The sequence below is a fragment of the Ensifer sp. genome, assembly GCF_035999135.1.
GTDB lineage: Bacteria > Pseudomonadota > Alphaproteobacteria > Rhizobiales > Rhizobiaceae > Ensifer.
In genome coordinates this window covers 14,147-29,150 of the sequence record NZ_DASYGZ010000200.1, presented here as the reverse complement: position 1 = coordinate 29,150, position 15,004 = coordinate 14,147, and the positions used below count along the sequence as shown (strand labels likewise).

Below are 15,004 nucleotides of genomic sequence, written 5' to 3'. Positions count from 1 at the left end.
AAGATGGGTGTCTGGATCGATACGGACATGGGTTTCGACGACATCGCAGCGGTGCTCGTCGTGCTTCATGCCGGTGAAAGGATCGACGGGGTATCGCTCGTCTTCGGCAACACGCCGATCGAACAGGTGAAGCGCAACGCAGCCAGTGCGAAATGTGCGTTCGGCTGGGATTTCCCGATCCACGAGGGCCGCGCCCTGCCGGTGCTGGGTAAACTCGAGACCGCCGAGCGCATTCTCGGCGAGGCCGGCATGCCGACCGCTGGCCTGACCCTGCCGCAAGCCGATGCACTGCCGCCGAGTGACGCCTTTACGGCGCTCTCGGCCTGGCTGGAGCTGGAGGGACCGAAGCGCATTCTCGCTCTCGGGCCGCTCACCAACATTGCCGCGCTTTGCCTAGCCCGCCCTGATCTGGCCGCGCGCATCACCGATCTCACCTGGATGGGTGGCGGCGTCACCAGCGGCAACCACACGGCATCCGCGGAGTTCAACGCCTTCGCCGACCCGGAAGCGGTTGCGATCGTGCTCGCGCACGGCCTGCCGCTGCGCATGGTCGATCTCGATCTCTGCCGCAAGGTCTTTGCCTACCCGGACGACGTCGCGCCGATCCGCTCGGCCGGCGGCGTCAAAGCGGCGCTGATCGCCGATCTGCTCGCGGGCTACATCTCGATCGGCACCAGCCGCGGCCGGCCGGGCATGGCGATCTATGACCCGTGTGCAGCTGTCGCCTTCGTCAATCCCGGTGCGATTGCCTTCAAGAGCGCGCGCATCGATGTCGAGCTTGGCGGATCCTTGACCCGTGGGCGCACCGTCGTCGAAACCCGCGCGAGCCACGCGACCTTCAATGCCGAATACGCCGTTGACGCCCATGTCGAGACGACGCGGGCCCAGATCCTTGGCGCGCTGATGCGGGAAGCACAGACGTGAGCGCCGCAATCGAGCCCCGGGACCTGATGGATGCGGCGCTCCGCACCCGTGCGGTTGCCGCCGCGCGCGGTGATGCGCCGTTCGACGTGCTGATATCCGGCGGCACGCTGGTCGACGTGGTGACCGCTGAGCTTCGCCCTGCCGATATCGGTCTCGTCGGGCCGCTGATCGCCAGCGTCCACGAACCCGGCGCGCGCGCCGATGCCGCATCCCTCGTGGATGCCACCGGCGCCTTCATTTCACCCGGCCTGATCGACACCCACATGCATGTCGAAAGCTCGATGGTAACGCCGGCGGCCTATGCCAATGCGGTGCTGCCGCGTGGCGTCACGACCATCGTCTGGGATCCGCACGAGTTCGGCAACGTCAGCGGTGTCGGCGGTGTCCGCTGGGCGGCGGACGCGATTTCAGGTTCGCCGTTGCGCACTGTTCTGCTTGCTCCCTCCAGCGTGCCCTCGGCGCCCGGGCTGGAACTGGCCGGCGCGGACTTCGACGCCAGCGTGATTGCCGATATTCTGCGCTGGCCGGAAATCGGCGGCATCGCCGAGATGATGAACATGCGCGGCGTCATCGGTGGCGAGGCCCGCATCAGCGCCATCGTTCAGGCGGGGCTTGCTGCCGGAAAACCGGTCAACGGTCACGCGCGCGGGCTTTCCGGCGCCGATCTGCAGGCCTTTGTCGCCGCTGGGGTGAGTTCGGACCATGAGCTTGTTTCGGGCGACGATCTGATGGCAAAGCTGAGGGCGGGGCTGTCGATCGAATTGCGCGGCTCGCACGATCATCTGCTGCCGGATTTCGTCAAGGCGATCAATGCCCTGGGGCATCTTCCTCAGACCATCACACTCTGCACGGACGACGTTTTCCCGGACGACCTCGCGCATGCCGGCGGTCTTGACGACGTCGTCAGGCGGCTGGTCCGTAACGGTCTGCCGGTCGAATGGACGCTTCGGGCGGCCACGCTGAACGGTGCGGTGCGCCTCGGCCGGCATGACCTCGGCCTCGTGGCGCCGGGTCGCCGCGCGGATATCGTCGTCTTTGAGGACCTCGTCGCGTTTCGCGCACGCACGGTGATCGTCGGCGGCAAGGCGATTGCCGAAGCCGGCCGGATGATCGAGCCGCTCCGTGGTATCGCCACCGAGACGCTCCACGGCACGATGAAGATCGCGGCGCTCTCGCACAATGATTTCCGCATCCCCGCAGATGGTGCGAAGGTTCGGATTGCGACGATCGACCGCCCACGCTTCACGCAATGGGGTGAGGCGATTGCCGAGGTGCGGGGCGGGTTCGTCGTTCCGCCTGAGGGCACGGCCCTGATCGCGGTCGCGCATCGCCACGGGCGTGCCGACAGCCGCCCGCGCGTCGGCCTCCTGTCGGGCTGGGGTACATGGCGCGGCGCCTTTGCCACCACGGTCTCCCACGACAGCCACAACCTCACCGTCTTCGCCGGCAATGCGGAGGACGCGGCGGTCGCCGCCAATGCGGTGATTGCCGCAGGCGGCGGCATGGCGGTTGCGTCCGGCGGCAAGGTCGATGCGCTCCTGCCTTTGCCACTCGCCGGGCTGGTGTCGGAAGAGCCGCTGGCCAAGGTCGCCTCGGTCTTTGCCGAACTGAGGGAAGCGGTCGGGCGCATCGTCGATTGGCAGCCGCCCTACCTGGTCTTCAAGGCCTGCTTCGGCGCGACCCTTGCCTGCAACGCGGGACCCCACCAGACCGACCGGGGCATCGCCGACGTGGCCACAGGCACGCTGATGCAAAGTCCCATTCTGGACGTGCTTGAGGCATGAACATCCCGGCCGCCATTCGTGGCGGCCGCTGCGGCGCGGCGGGTTTTCTCGCTGATGACGCGTCGGTTCAGGGAAGCTCCCCAAACCTCTGAAATTGCCGGTGGATGTGCAGCGCCGCGGGAGCGCTAGCGCTGCTCCTCGCGCGCCAGTTCCTGCTCGACCAGCGTCGACCAGAAGGCGACGCCCGGACCGATCGCCGCGTCATTGAAGTCGTAGGCGGTGTTGTGGTGGAGCGCGCCATCGACCGCAGGCCCGTTGCCGAGCCAGACATAGCAGCCGGGCGCTTCAAGCCCGAAGAAGGCGAAGTCGTCGCCCGCCGTCGACGGGGGAAAGGCCGTGCGGGTCTTTTGGCCGAAGACGGCTTCAGCCGCCTTCAGCGCCCGCGCGGTCGCATCGGCGTCGTTGACGACGGGGGGAATGCGGCGTTCGAACTCGTAGTCGACGGCAATCCCGTACATCTCTGCGGTGCCGCGGGCGAGACGGCCGATCTCTGTTTCCAACTGGTCGCGCACTTCAGGTGTGTAGGCACGGGCGGTCCCGCCGATTTCGACTACGTCGGGAATGACGTTGAGAGCCTTCGGATCACCGGCGCGCACGGAACAGGCGCTGACGACGGCCGGCTGCAGCGGGTCGACGACCCGGCCGACGATCGATTGCAGCGAGGCGAGGAAGGTGCCCGATGCCGTCACCGGATCGCGGCCGAGATGCGGCTTGGCGCCATGGGTTCCGACGCCGCGGAAGGTGATGCGCCAGCTGTCGGAGGACGCCAGTTGCGGCCCCGCGACCACGGCCATCTCGTCCGGGTCAAGGCCCGGCATGTTGTGCAGGCCATAAACGGCGTCGCAGGGAAAGAGTTTGAACAGACCGTCCTCGACCATGCGTCTCGCCCCACCACGGCCTTCCTCGGCCGGCTGGAAGATGAAGTGCACGGTGCCGGAGAAGTTGCGCGTCTTTGCCAGATGGCGGGCGGCGCCGAGCAACAGCGCGGTGTGGCCGTCATGGCCGCAGGCATGCATCTTGCCGGCTTCGCGCGATTTGTAGGTGCGATCGGCGATTTCAGGCATGGCGAGCGCGTCCATGTCGGCGCGAAGACCGATCGTGCGCGTGCCGTTGCCCACCTTCAGCGTTCCGACCACGCCGGTTTTTCCCAAGCCCCGGTGGATGTTTAGCCCCGCGTCCTCAAGCCATTTGGCAACGAGATCGCTGGTGCGCACCTCCTCGAAGCCGAGTTCGGGATGCGCATGCAGATCGCGACGAAAGTCGGTGAGAAAGGCGAGGTCTTGAGCAATTCCGTCTGGCAGGCGCATGTTCAGGCATTCCCATGGTGTCATCTGGCGGAGGGCTTGTGAATTCCGCGCGCCTTCCCGGCTGGCGGCGCCCTTTCGGTTTGATCGAAGTCGCAAACGGTATAGACGAAAACGACCTGGATCAGAACACCGATCAGGCTTTTTTGATCGCCTTCATTGCCGGCGAAATGACGCGAGACGAGGATGGAACCGATGCAGCCCCATGACTTCTGGCAGGAGGTTTACCCGCCAAAAAGCTTCGATCCTCTGGCGGGTTATCGCGACTTCTTCCCAGCAACGCTCGGTGACGACAGCCAGATCCTGTTGCCGATCCGTCCGCTGTCCGACGGCAAGCATGCGCTCGCATCGCTGATCGTCAACCAGGCGAGCTTTACAGTCGAAGATGCGCTGGCCGCCGAGCTGGCGGCAAAGCTTGCCGCCTACGAGCCAGACGTTATCGCAGGGCTTCCGACGCTGGGCCTCACGCTAGCATCTGCCGTCGCCCGCAAGCTCGGCCACAGCCGCTACGTGCCGCTCGGGACATCCAGAAAATTCTGGTATGTGGACGACCTCTCCGTGCCACTCTCTTCGATCACCACGCCCGACCAGAAGAAGCGGCTCTATGTCGATCCGCGCATGCTGCCGCTGCTTGAGGGCAAACGGGTGGCCTTGATCGACGACGTCATTTCCAGCGGCACGTCGATCGTGGCGGGGCTCACCCTGATGGGCGCCTGCGGTATCGAGCCGGTGGCGATCGGGGCCGCCATGCTGCAGACCGAGCGATGGCGCCAGCCGCTGGCAGCGCTCGCCCCACAGTGGCCGAAACGCGTCGTCGGTGTCTTCCAGACCCCGATGCTTGCGCGCAGCGACGATGGCCTATGGCGTGCGGTCTGACCGCATAGCGGTCGCCAGCAGCGCTGCGACAAGGGCAGGGACCGTAAAGTCCTTGAGGGACTTGCGGACGGAGTTCTCTTTGCCATCTTGCAACGTGAGAATATCAGTCATGCCCTGATCCGTGCGGCCGTCGTCACGAAGGAAAGCCCATGCGTTTCGTCAATCCAATCCCTTTCGTCCGCGACATCGCGCGGTCGCGGGAATTCTACGAGAAGACGCTTGGTCTCACAGTCCGCGAGGACTTCGGTAACTTCGTCCTGTTTGAGGGCGGTTTTGCTATCCATGAAGGACGCTCGCTCGAGCGGACCGTCTGGCGGCAGGCGCTTGCCTCGGCGGAACCCTATGGGCGGGCAAACCTGCTCCTGTACTTCGAGCATGATGACGTCGACGCAGCATTCGAGCGCATCGCGCTCCATGTGGACCTGATCCATCCAGTCGAACGACAGGAATGGGGGCAGCGCGTGTTCCGTTTCCATGATCCGGACGGGCACGCCGTGGAGGTCGGGGAGCCGCAGGAACCGGGATCGCCGTCAAACGGGCCCCCGCTCGCCTGAATGGTGCGATGCCACCGCAAGTCGGGCGCCGCCGCGATCGCGGATGGCGCCCGAGCCGCAGCCTGCAAAACGTTCAGGCGCTGTCGCATGAGGCGGCCCCGAACCCGCGCCGCAATCAGTTCGCCGGCCGAACCTGGTAGTAGACCGTCGGCTGGGCGCCGGCCTTGGCGATCGTCAAGACGTCGTAGGACGCGTTCGGATCGTTGCCCATGCCGAGCGAGCCCGCGGGCATGCCTGGCACGGCAATGCCGGCGATATCGGGTCGCTCAGCCAGAAGCTTCTTGACCGCCTCCAGCGGCACATGTCCTTCGATGACATAGCCATCGACCACGGCCGTATGGCAGCCTTCCATGTCGGCGGGAACCGCAAAACGCGTCTTGATCACCGACATGTCGGCCTCGTCGCGCACCTCAACTTTGTAGCCGGCCGCTTCCATGGCGTCCGCCCATTGTTCGCAGCAGCCACATTGCGGATCCTTGTAGACGGCCATGGTGCCGGTTGCCGCTGCGGCACCTGTCGCAAAGAGGGCGATGCCCGCGATCGTGCCTGCAAAGAAATGCCTGCGAAATACGTTCATCGAACACTCCGTTCGTTTTTTCCTTGATGTCTGGATTGTGGCGCCCGGGCCGCGCGAAGTCGACCCGGGCCGACCGCATGTCTCCTCAAATCTGCGTTGATTTGAGGAGGAAGATATGCGGCAAAACGACTTACGACAGCGTCGCGTCCGATCACGGTTGCGACGCTGTCGTAGCGCAACCTACTTGACCTCGGTCACCGTCAGCTTGCCGTTGACCCGGTCGGCGACGAACTCGATCGAGGCCCCTTCCTTGAGCTTCGCCTGAACGGCGTCATCGCCGATGCGGAAAACCATGGTCATGGCCGGCATGTCGAGGTTCTTCAGGTCCTCGTGGTCGATGGTCACCTTCTTGGCCTTGGTGTCGATCTTCTTGACGATGCCCTTTGTGAACTCGGCCGCCTGCGCAGGAAGGGCAAAGGTGGCGGTGGAAACGGCGAGCGCGAGCGCTGCGAGGAGTTTGCCAGTGGTGTTCATGGATTTGATCCTTTGGGTGTGGTCGGGGTTACTTCTTCACGACGTCGAGCGGGCCGTGCATGCCGGCGTCGTAATGGCCGGGCACGAGGCAGGCGAACTCGAACGTGCCGTCATTGGTGAAGGTCCAGTAGATGTCGCCGGACTTGCCGGGCTCGAGCCGGATGGCGTTCGGATCGTCGTGTTCCATGTCCGGGAACTTCTCCATGGTGACCTTGTGTTCCTGGATCGTCGCCTTGTCGTCGAGCACGAATTCATGCGCGAGTTCGCCGGCGTTCTTGATGGCGAAATGGACCGTCTGGCCCTGGCGCACCTTGATCGTCGAGGGCGTGAAGATCATCTTGCCGTCGTCGGTTTCCTTCATGGTGACGCGGATCGTCTGGGTCGCCTTGGCCTTGTCGCCGGCTTCGCCGACCGACACCTTGCCATGGCCACCTTCGTGGGTGCCTGACGCAAGCGCCTGGGAGGAGAGGGCGGAGGCGACAACGAGCGCCAGGGCGAATGCTGATTTCTTCATCTTAGGGTTCCTGATGGATTTGAAAGAGGTCATTGCAGTCAGCCGTCCTTTCACGGTTTCTTCGTGATCACGGTCTTGGCATCGTTTGCCCGCGTCGCTTCCGGCAGGGCGCCGGTCCACTCGAAGGCCTGGGTTCCCGGCGGGTTGGTGTACCAGCCGGGATCGCTGTAATCGCCGGCGGAGATGCCTTCGCGCACCTTCACCACCGAGAACATGCCGCCCATCTCCAGCGCGCCGTGCGGACCCCAGCCGGTCATCATCGGGATCGTGTTGTCGGGGAGCGGCATTTCCATTTCGCCCATGTCGGCCATGCCTGCCGTGCCCATGGGCATGTAGTCGGGCGCGACCTTGCGGATCTTTTGCGCGACTGACTTTTTGTCGGCACCGATGAAGGTCGGGATATCGTGGCCCATCGCGTTCATCGTATGATGCGACTTGTGGCAATGGATTGCCCAGTCGCCCTCGTACTTGGCGTCGAATTCGTAGGCGCGCATGGCGCCGACGGGAATGTCGATCGTGACTTCCGGCCAGCGTGCTTCCGGGCGCACCCATCCGCCATCGGTGCAGGTCACCTCGAAATCGTAGCCGTGCATGTGGATCGGATGGTTGGTCATGGTGAGGTTGCCGACGCGCACCCGCACCCGGTCGTTCTTCGACACCACCAGCGGATCGATGTCCGGGAAGATGCGGCTGTTCCAGCACCACATGTTGAAGTCGGTCATTTCCATGATGCGCGGGACGTAGGTTCCGGGCTCGATGTCGTACGCATTGAGCAGGAACACGAAGTCGCGGTCGACCCGCATGAAGGCCGGATCCTTCGGGTGCACCACGAAGAAGCCCATCATGCCCATGGCCATCTGCACCATTTCGTCGGCATGCGGATGGTACATGAAGGTGCCCGACTTCACGAGGTCGAACTCGTAGACATAGGTCTTGCCAACTGGGATATGCGGCTGCGACAGACCGCCGACGCCATCCATGCCCGAGGGCAGGATCATGCCGTGCCAGTGGATGGTGGTGTGCTCCGGAAGCTTGTTGGTGACGAAGATGCGGACGCGATCGCCTTCGACCGCCTCGATCGTCGGGCCTGGCGACTGGCCGTTGTAGCCCCAGAGATAGGCGGTCATTCCATCGGCCATCTCGCGTTCGACCGGCTCGGCGACAAGGTGGAATTCCTTGACGCCGTTGTTGATGCGGTGCGGCAGCGTCCAGCCGTTCAAGGTGACGACCGGGTTGTAGTCGGGGCCGCTCGTCGGCACGAGCGGCTTCTGGGTCTTGGCATTGTCCATGCTTGCCGCTTCCGGCAGGCCGGAATTGGAGGTTTGCGCCCAGGCCGCCGTCGAGACGAGAGCGGCACCGGCGCCGAGGAAGTTTCTTCTGTTGAACATGATCCGATCCTTCTTAATGTCCGGCGCCGCCGGCTTCGGCCGCTGCGGGTGCGGCTGCTGCTGCGCCCGATCCGCCGCCCGAGCCGCCACCGTTGATCGCCGTCACCAGATCTGCGTCGGCAAGCCAGAAATCGCGCTTCGCATTGACGGAGAGCACGGAAGAATCGACCTTTGCCCTGATGTCGGCCAGAAGTTCGAAGGTGCTGGTGATCATGCCGTTGTAGCTGAGCGTCGCTTCCTCCTGGATCTTGGTGCGCAGCGGCATGACGCTGTTGCGGTAGTGGCGGGCGATCTCGTAGCGCGAGCGGTAGGCCTCATAGGCGGACCGCGCTTCGGAGCGGATGTTGACGGCCTTCTCCGCCAGGAGATTTGCCGAGCGCATGTGGGCAAGCTCCGCCTTGCGCATGCGGGCATTGCCGCTGTCAAAGATCGGGATGACGAAATCGAGCTCGAACTGGCCCGTCGTCTCGACCTTTGTCCCGTGATCCTCCTTTTCCCGTTCGGCTTCCGCGCCGGCGACAAGTCCGAGATCGGTCACGAGACGGGTCGCCTCAGTGAGCTTGTAGGATTTTGCCACGGCTTCGAGATCGAGGCGCGCGATCTGCAGGTCGACACGGCGCTTGAGCGCCTCGGCCTCGATGCTCTCCTTTCGGGCAAGCGTCTTCGGCAGATCCGGCAGGCGGTTCGGAACCTGATAGTCGACGTCTGCGCCCCAGAGGCCCATCAGCCGCGTGAGGTTTTCCTTGGCAAGTCGCGCGGCAAGGCGGGCTTCGGCCGCCTGTCCGGCGAGCTCCGCGTTGAACACATGCTCACGCGCCTGCGTGCCCTTGCCGATGGCGCCCGTTTCTCCAAGCTTGGAGGCGAGTTCCGAGGACGCGTCGGCCGCAATCTGCGCCCGGCTGAGCTGTGCCACGGTTTCCCATGAGGCAACGGCTTCGATCCAGGCGCGCCGGGTTTCGGCGGCAAGCGTGAGCGTGCTGAGGGCTGCTGCCAGCTGCGCCTGGCGGAAACGCGCGTCGGCGATGGCGATGGTCTTGTCGCGGGTCAGCAGCGCCAGGATGTTGGTCGTGACCAGCCCCTCGATCGCCCGATAGGCCTGGAGCTCAGGCGTGCCGATGCCGGTGGTGCCGATCGAGACTGAGGGGTTGGGGAACAGCGTCGCCTGCCAGGCATCCGCCGAAGCATCGCCGAGATCGGCATAGGCTGCCTGCAGCCCCTTGTTGTTGATGAGCGCGATCTGGACGGCGGTGTCGGCATCGATGGTCTTGCGCTTCAACAGCGTCTTGACTTCGGCATTGACCTTTTCGGCCTGTTCGCGGTTCTGGACCCAGACGCTTCTCTTCGTTGCTGCTGTGGCGACCTTGGCATCCACGGTCGTAAAGCCCGCGTCCCTGGCCGAGTATTCGGCGTTGGTCGCGCAGCCGGCGAGCACCAGCGGCAAGCCGATGAGCGCTGCCAGCTTGATCTTGCGGTTCACCGTCATGACGCGTCTCCCTTCTTGGGCGATTGGGCGTCGTTCAGGGGAACCCACGGCTTTGGGCCGGTCGGCTCGCGGTGGGTGTAGCCGATAACTGGGCTTCGATATTGGAGGCTCCGGACCCCGACCGTGCTGTCGGCCGGATCGCCAAGGCCTGAGACCTCGGCAGGCAAGGTGGCAGCGCATCCGCCCAGAAGAACGGGCAGCAGCGCCATGGAAAACAAACGTTTCATGGTTCAACCTGAGATGTGATGACTGGAGATCGGCGGCCGTCCGGACTGGGCCGGGCGGGCCTGGAACGCCGTGCGCCGTAAGGGCGCGCGAGACGTCGCGACGGATCAAGCGGTTGCAGGTCGCACACGTGGCCTCAGCCACGGGGAAACACGGCTGCCGTTGACCGCGAGACCGGTCAGAGGGTCACGAAATCAGGCTTTTGGGGGACGGTGAATGTCGGCGAGCTCACCGGGCGTGAGCTGTGATTGCGGACCGAAATTGCGGATCGAGCGCGGGACGATGGGATGTGCGCCGTCAGCGTCCGCCAGCACCGCGACCGCGGCGCAGAAGGCCTTGCAGCAGTCCTTCTTGTCGACTTTGCCGCTGTCGGGGGCGGGCTTCATCTTGCTCTTGTCGGCACCAAGACAATGTTCCGACATGGCCTGCATGCCGTCACCGGCGGCTTGTTCCATCTGCATGACGCCGTGCGCTGCGGCGTGGGTCATGCCTGATGCCGTGGAAAGAGGCAGTAGCGCCAGCGACACCATGACCGCCAGTTTCAGCACAATCAGCAAACGCAGATATGTGGTGCGCACCTTTTCCATGATCGATCCGTAGAAACGCCGATGATTCCTGTCAATGCCACTTGCGTTGCCGGGCGTCACGAATGCGTGAGAGCCTGGCCTGTGCGTTGCGCCTGTCACCCGTGACGCCGGTTTCGAACTGGATCGATGCCGCCTGCACCGAAGCGGGCGGGTTCTGTCAGCTTTGCCGGCACGTTCTCAGCGTCGGCGAGGTCATCGAGAATGGGACAGTCCGGCCGGCCGTCGCCGTGGCAATTGGCGGCGAGATGCTTCAGCGTCCGGCTCATCGCCTTCAGCTCCTCTGCCTTGCGTTCGAGGATCTCGACATGTTCGAGCGCGATCTTCTTGACCTCGCCGCTGGCGCGTGCGCGATCGCGCCACAGCGCCAGGAGGTCGGTCATCTGCTCGACGGTGAAGCCGAGATCGCGCGAGCGTCTGATAAAGCGCAGCGTATGGACGTCGTTGTCGCCATAGTTCCGGTAGCCGGCTTCGCTGCGGTCGGCAGGCGGGATCAGTCCGATCGTCTCGTAGTAGCGGATCATCTTGGTCGAGACGCCGGAGGCGCGTGAGGCTTCACCGATGTTCATGATTTCCAATCCCTTGGACGCACTGGTCTTTTCATCAACGATATAGGTGTTTTCCCCGAGCGGCGCCATGTCGGGCGCAGCCCGGGGAGAGCATACTGGTCAGGTCGCCGAGGCTGCGGCAACCGGGCGGAACGCCCTGAGACGAAGGGCGTTGCCGAGTACGAAGACGCTCGAAAGCGCCATGGCGCCCGCCGCAAAGATCGGCGACAGCAGGAGGCCGTAGGCCGGGTAGAGCGCGCCGGCAGCAACGGGGATCAGCACCGCATTATAGGCGAAGGCCCAGAACAGGTTCTCCTTGATGTTGCGGATCGTCGCCTTGGAGAGCGCGATCGCGTTCGGCACGCCGAGGAGATCGCCCGACATCAGCACCACGTCGGCGCTCTCGATCGCGACATCCGTGCCGGTGCCGATCGCCAGCCCGACATCGGCTTCGGCCAGCGCCGGCGCATCGTTGATCCCGTCGCCGACGAAGGCGACCGCACGTCCGCCCTGCTTCAGCTTCTTCAAGGCTGCAACCTTGCCGTCGGGCAGGACTTCGGCGATGACCTCGTCGATGCCGAGCTTGGCGGCGATCGCTTCTGCGGTGCGGCGGTTGTCGCCGGTGATCATCGCGACCTTCAGGCCGAGATCATGCAGCATGCGGATTGCCTGCGGCGTCGTCTCCTTGATCGGGTCGGCAACGGCGATGATTGCGGCAAGCCTGCCGTCGATCGCCGCATAGAGCGGGCTCTTGCCTTCCGAACCGAGGCGCGCCGCCTGCTCGGAAAAGACCGAGACATCAAGCCTCAGCTGCGCCATCAGCCGGTCGGCGCCGACATGAACGCTGCGGCCCGCAACCTCGGCGCTGGCGCCGAAACCGGGAATGGCCTCGAACTTCGCCGGCTCGGCAATCGCCAGGCCCTTGGCCTTGGCCGCCTCGACGATCGCCTCGGCGATCGGGTGCTCGGAGCGGGTTTCGACGGCGGCCACCAACGCCAGAACGCTGTCGCGATCGAAGCCTTCGGCGGTTTCGAGGTCGGTCAGTTCCGGCCGTCCCTTGGTCAGCGTGCCTGTTTTGTCGACGGCGATGACCGCAGCATTGCGCAGGGTCTGCAGCGCTTCGCCCTTGCGAAAGAGCACGCCCATCTCGGCGGCGCGGCCGGTGCCGACCATGATCGAGGTCGGGGTGGCAAGGCCCATGGCGCAGGGGCAGGCGATGATCAGCACGGCGACACCGTTCACGAGCGCGAAGGTCAGCGCCGGATCCGGGCCGAAGACCAGCCAGATGCCGAAGGTGATGAGCGCGATGGCGATGACGGCCGGAACGAACCATGCGGTGACGCGGTCGACCAGCGACTGGATCGGCAGCTTGGCGCCCTGAGCCTGTTCGACCATCTTGATGATCTGGGCCAGAACCGTGTCGGCGCCGACCTTGGTGGCGCGGAAAGTGAAGGATCCGGTCTTGTTGATGGTGCCGCCGACCACCTCGCTGCCGGCGACCTTTTCGACCGGAACCGGCTCGCCCGTGATCATCGATTCGTCGACATAGGAGTTGCCGTCGATGACGCTGCCGTCGACCGGGACGCGGTCGCCGGGGCGCACCAGCACGGTGTCGCCGGTCACGACGTCCGAGAGCGGAACCTCGATCGTCTCGCCATTGCGCACGACACGCGCGGTCTTGGCCTGCAAGCCCATCAGGTGCTTGATTGCTTCCGATGTCCGACCCTTGGCGCGCGCCTCGAGGAAGCGGCCGAGCAGGATCAGAGCGACGATGACGGCGGCGGCCTCAAAGTAGACGTTGGCGGTGCCGTCGGGCAGTAGGTCGGGCGCAAAGGTTGCGACGACCGAATAGCCCCAGGCGGCGGCGGTGCCGATCGCGACCAGCGAATTCATGTCGGGCGCCAGGTGAAAGAGAGCCGGAATCCCTTTTTGGTAGAAGCGCAAGCCCGGGCCGAAAAGCACCAGCGTCGTCAGCACGAACTGCAAGTACCAGCTTTCCTGCATGCCGATGTTGGTCATGACGAAGTCATGCACCGCCGGGATGAAGTGCGACCCCATTTCGAGCACGAAGATCGGCAGGGTGAGGACGGCCGCGATCAGCAGCGACCGGGCGAGGCGGCGGGTTTCCTGCTCGCGCTTTTCGCCTGCCTGATCGGCGCTCTCATGTCCGTTGATCGGCTTGGCGTCATAACCGGCGGCGCGGACCGCCTCTTCTAGTGCTGCAGCCGTTGCGATCCCTCTGGTCACCCGCACGGCGGCGCGTTCGGTCGCAAGATTGACGCTGGCGTCGGATACGCCGGGCACGGCCCTCAGTGCCTTTTCGATGCGGGCGACGCAGGAGGCGCAGGTCATGCCTTCGATGGCAAGGTCGATCGTGTCCTCGGCTGCACCATATCCGGCATTCTCGATCGCCTTGACGATATCGGCCGATTTGGTGGTCGCGTCGAAGCGCACGTCGGCCCGTTCGGTTGCAAGGTTGACCGACGCCGAGGTGACGCCGGGAACGGCCCGGATCGCCTTTTCCACCCGGGACACGCACGATGCGCAGGTCATGCCCTCGACAGGGATGCTTGCACTCAGTGCGGCGGCGGAAATCGCCTCGAGATTGTTCGTTTTGATGGGGGTCACCGATCCCATGATCGCGCTCCTTTTACATTCTTTTATCGCAAGATGGGGCTTCCAACGATGGGAAGGTCAAGGGCGATCGAAAATTTTCTGCGGGCAGCGACCGCCGGGTTCGCGTGCCCGTGCCGAGCACTCCGTTCTATGGTTGCTGCGCGATCGAATGGGGCAGATCGAGCGCGCGAAAATGGTCCTTTGCGTAGTCGTAAAAGACCCCGGGCGCGAAATGCAGGTCGGCTCCGGTTCGAACCATCAGACCGAAACGGTTGGTGGAGAGGCCCCGGTCCGCGAGCGGTCGAAACACCAGTGAACCCTCGGCAATCTCGTTCTGGGCACCGATCGGCGTCATGATCGAGACGTGATGTCCAAGTTGGGCGAGTTCCACGAGCATGCGAATGGACGTGACTTCCAGCAGTGGCGGCGGCAGGGAACCGGACGCGTCCAGCAGCGGCTGGATCGCCGCGCGGATCGACAGGTCGCGCTTCCCGAGCGCGACCGGATGGGCGAAGCAGTCATCGAGCGTCAGATGCTCGGGCTTGGTCAACGGATGCGCGGGATGCATCAACACGCCGATCGGAACATCGCGGCGGACCGCCATTTCGATGTGACGCGACGGTGCCGTGAGGAAGCCGAAGCCGACATCGGCGGTTTCATCCAGCAGACGCTCGACCACGTCCGAGGACGAGGTGACCGACACATCGAGATGAAGCGTCGGATAACGCCGCGAGAATTCGACGACGAGCGAAGGCAGGAAGGAGAGCCCGACACTCTCGACGGTCGCGATGCGCACGGAGCCGGTCTTCAGGCCCCTCAGCATATCAAGCTCCGACACGGCAGCCTCCAGCGGCGAGGCGACGCGCCGGACATGCCGAAGGAGGATTTCTCCGGCCGCCGTCAACTTGAGGCGCCGGCCTTCCCTAAGGAAGAGCGCCATGCCCAGGGCATCCTCCAGTTGCCCGATCTGCCGCGACACCGCCGATGACGCGACATTGAGCCTGCGGGCGCATTCCCGAATGGAGAGCAGTTCGGCCACGGACTGGAAATAGACCATGGCCGGCTGGTGGAACATGCGCGCGAGAAGGGTCGGCGAGAGCGCCCGCTCGCGTGGCTGGGACGTCAACGGCGACATGGGTTTCGGCTTGGGCAT

14 protein-coding genes are annotated in these 15,004 nt (G+C 64.6%); 4 read left to right on the top strand and 10 right to left on the bottom strand.

Going from position 1 to position 15,004, the window contains the following annotated elements:
• Window positions 1–3: 3 nt before the first annotated feature.
• Window positions 4–924: a nucleoside hydrolase gene (locus tag VGO12_RS26135; protein WP_327515633.1), complete on the top strand. Its 921-nt coding sequence runs from the start codon at window positions 4–6 to the stop codon at window positions 922–924.
• A gap of 26 nt (window positions 925–950) precedes the next feature.
• Window positions 951–2,708: an adenine deaminase gene (locus VGO12_RS26130; RefSeq protein ID WP_414650782.1), complete on the top strand. Its 1,758-nt coding sequence runs from the start codon at window positions 951–953 to the stop codon at window positions 2,706–2,708.
• Window positions 2,709–2,833: 125 nt separating this feature from the next.
• On the opposite strand, the gene VGO12_RS26125 is transcribed toward VGO12_RS26130, so the two are convergent.
• Window positions 2,834–4,015, bottom strand: a complete 1,182-nt coding sequence (locus tag VGO12_RS26125; RefSeq protein WP_327515631.1) for a M20 aminoacylase family protein — start codon at window positions 4,013–4,015, stop codon at window positions 2,834–2,836.
• Window positions 4,016–4,207: 192 nt separating this feature from the next.
• On the opposite strand from VGO12_RS26125, the gene VGO12_RS26120 reads away from it, so the two are divergent.
• Entirely contained in the window at window positions 4,208–4,888 is a 681-nt protein-coding gene (locus tag VGO12_RS26120) for a phosphoribosyltransferase (protein WP_327515630.1), read from the top strand.
• A 149-nt stretch (window positions 4,889–5,037) separates the two neighbouring features.
• Entirely contained in the window at window positions 5,038–5,442 is a 405-nt protein-coding gene (locus VGO12_RS26115; protein ID WP_327515629.1) for a VOC family protein, read from the top strand.
• A 115-nt stretch (window positions 5,443–5,557) separates the two neighbouring features.
• Here the strand turns inward: VGO12_RS26115 and VGO12_RS26110 are convergent, their stop codons facing one another.
• From VGO12_RS26110 to VGO12_RS26065, 9 genes are all read right to left on the bottom strand, one after another.
• Window positions 5,558–6,019 carry a DUF411 domain-containing protein gene (locus VGO12_RS26110; protein ID WP_327515628.1) on the bottom strand — a complete coding sequence of 154 codons (462 nt, stop codon included), beginning with the start codon at window positions 6,017–6,019 and terminating at the stop codon, window positions 5,558–5,560.
• A gap of 180 nt (window positions 6,020–6,199) precedes the next feature.
• Window positions 6,200–6,493: a copper-binding protein gene (locus VGO12_RS26105; RefSeq protein ID WP_327515627.1), complete on the bottom strand. Its 294-nt coding sequence runs from the start codon at window positions 6,491–6,493 to the stop codon at window positions 6,200–6,202.
• 28 nt (window positions 6,494–6,521) lie between these two features.
• Window positions 6,522–7,007 carry a cupredoxin domain-containing protein gene (locus tag VGO12_RS26100; protein ID WP_327515626.1) on the bottom strand — a complete coding sequence of 162 codons (486 nt, stop codon included), beginning with the start codon at window positions 7,005–7,007 and terminating at the stop codon, window positions 6,522–6,524.
• A gap of 50 nt (window positions 7,008–7,057) precedes the next feature.
• A complete protein-coding gene (locus VGO12_RS26095) occupies window positions 7,058–8,395 on the bottom strand; it encodes a copper oxidase (protein WP_327515625.1) in 1,338 nt (445 codons plus the stop codon).
• 13 nt (window positions 8,396–8,408) lie between these two features.
• A complete protein-coding gene (locus VGO12_RS26090) occupies window positions 8,409–9,878 on the bottom strand; it encodes a TolC family protein (RefSeq protein WP_327515624.1) in 1,470 nt (489 codons plus the stop codon).
• A gap of 419 nt (window positions 9,879–10,297) precedes the next feature.
• Entirely contained in the window at window positions 10,298–10,690 is a 393-nt protein-coding gene (locus tag VGO12_RS26080; protein WP_327515622.1) for a hypothetical protein, read from the bottom strand.
• Between the two features lie 95 nt (window positions 10,691–10,785).
• Window positions 10,786–11,256, bottom strand: coding sequence for a Cu(I)-responsive transcriptional regulator (gene cueR / locus VGO12_RS26075; RefSeq protein WP_327515621.1), 471 nt, complete (start codon window positions 11,254–11,256; stop codon window positions 10,786–10,788).
• Between the two features lie 99 nt (window positions 11,257–11,355).
• Entirely contained in the window at window positions 11,356–13,788 is a 2,433-nt protein-coding gene (locus VGO12_RS26070) for a heavy metal translocating P-type ATPase (RefSeq protein WP_414650781.1), read from the bottom strand.
• A 211-nt stretch (window positions 13,789–13,999) separates the two neighbouring features.
• Complete coding sequence (locus tag VGO12_RS26065) at window positions 14,000–15,004, bottom strand: LysR family transcriptional regulator (protein WP_327515619.1); 1,005 nt, start codon at window positions 15,002–15,004, stop codon at window positions 14,000–14,002.

Coding starts and splice junctions, on each gene's coding strand:
- VGO12_RS26135 (WP_327515633.1), top strand. CDS start 4: ATGGGTGTCTGGATCGATACGGACATGGGTTTCGACGACATCGCAGCG.
- VGO12_RS26130 (WP_414650782.1), top strand. CDS start 951: ATGGATGCGGCGCTCCGCACCCGTGCGGTTGCCGCCGCGCGCGGTGAT.
- VGO12_RS26125 (WP_327515631.1), bottom strand. CDS start 4,015: ATGCGCCTGCCAGACGGAATTGCTCAAGACCTCGCCTTTCTCACCGAC.
- VGO12_RS26120 (WP_327515630.1), top strand. CDS start 4,208: ATGCAGCCCCATGACTTCTGGCAGGAGGTTTACCCGCCAAAAAGCTTC.
- VGO12_RS26115 (WP_327515629.1), top strand. CDS start 5,038: ATGCGTTTCGTCAATCCAATCCCTTTCGTCCGCGACATCGCGCGGTCG.
- VGO12_RS26110 (WP_327515628.1), bottom strand. CDS start 6,019: ATGAACGTATTTCGCAGGCATTTCTTTGCAGGCACGATCGCGGGCATC.
- VGO12_RS26105 (WP_327515627.1), bottom strand. CDS start 6,493: ATGAACACCACTGGCAAACTCCTCGCAGCGCTCGCGCTCGCCGTTTCC.
- VGO12_RS26100 (WP_327515626.1), bottom strand. CDS start 7,007: ATGAAGAAATCAGCATTCGCCCTGGCGCTCGTTGTCGCCTCCGCCCTC.
- VGO12_RS26095 (WP_327515625.1), bottom strand. CDS start 8,395: ATGTTCAACAGAAGAAACTTCCTCGGCGCCGGTGCCGCTCTCGTCTCG.
- VGO12_RS26090 (WP_327515624.1), bottom strand. CDS start 9,878: ATGACGGTGAACCGCAAGATCAAGCTGGCAGCGCTCATCGGCTTGCCG.
- VGO12_RS26080 (WP_327515622.1), bottom strand. CDS start 10,690: ATGGAAAAGGTGCGCACCACATATCTGCGTTTGCTGATTGTGCTGAAA.
- cueR (WP_327515621.1), bottom strand. CDS start 11,256: ATGAACATCGGTGAAGCCTCACGCGCCTCCGGCGTCTCGACCAAGATG.
- VGO12_RS26070 (WP_414650781.1), bottom strand. CDS start 13,788: ATGACCTGCGCATCGTGCGTGTCCCGGGTGGAAAAGGCGATCCGGGCC.
- VGO12_RS26065 (WP_327515619.1), bottom strand. CDS start 15,004: ATGCCCAAGCCGAAACCCATGTCGCCGTTGACGTCCCAGCCACGCGAG.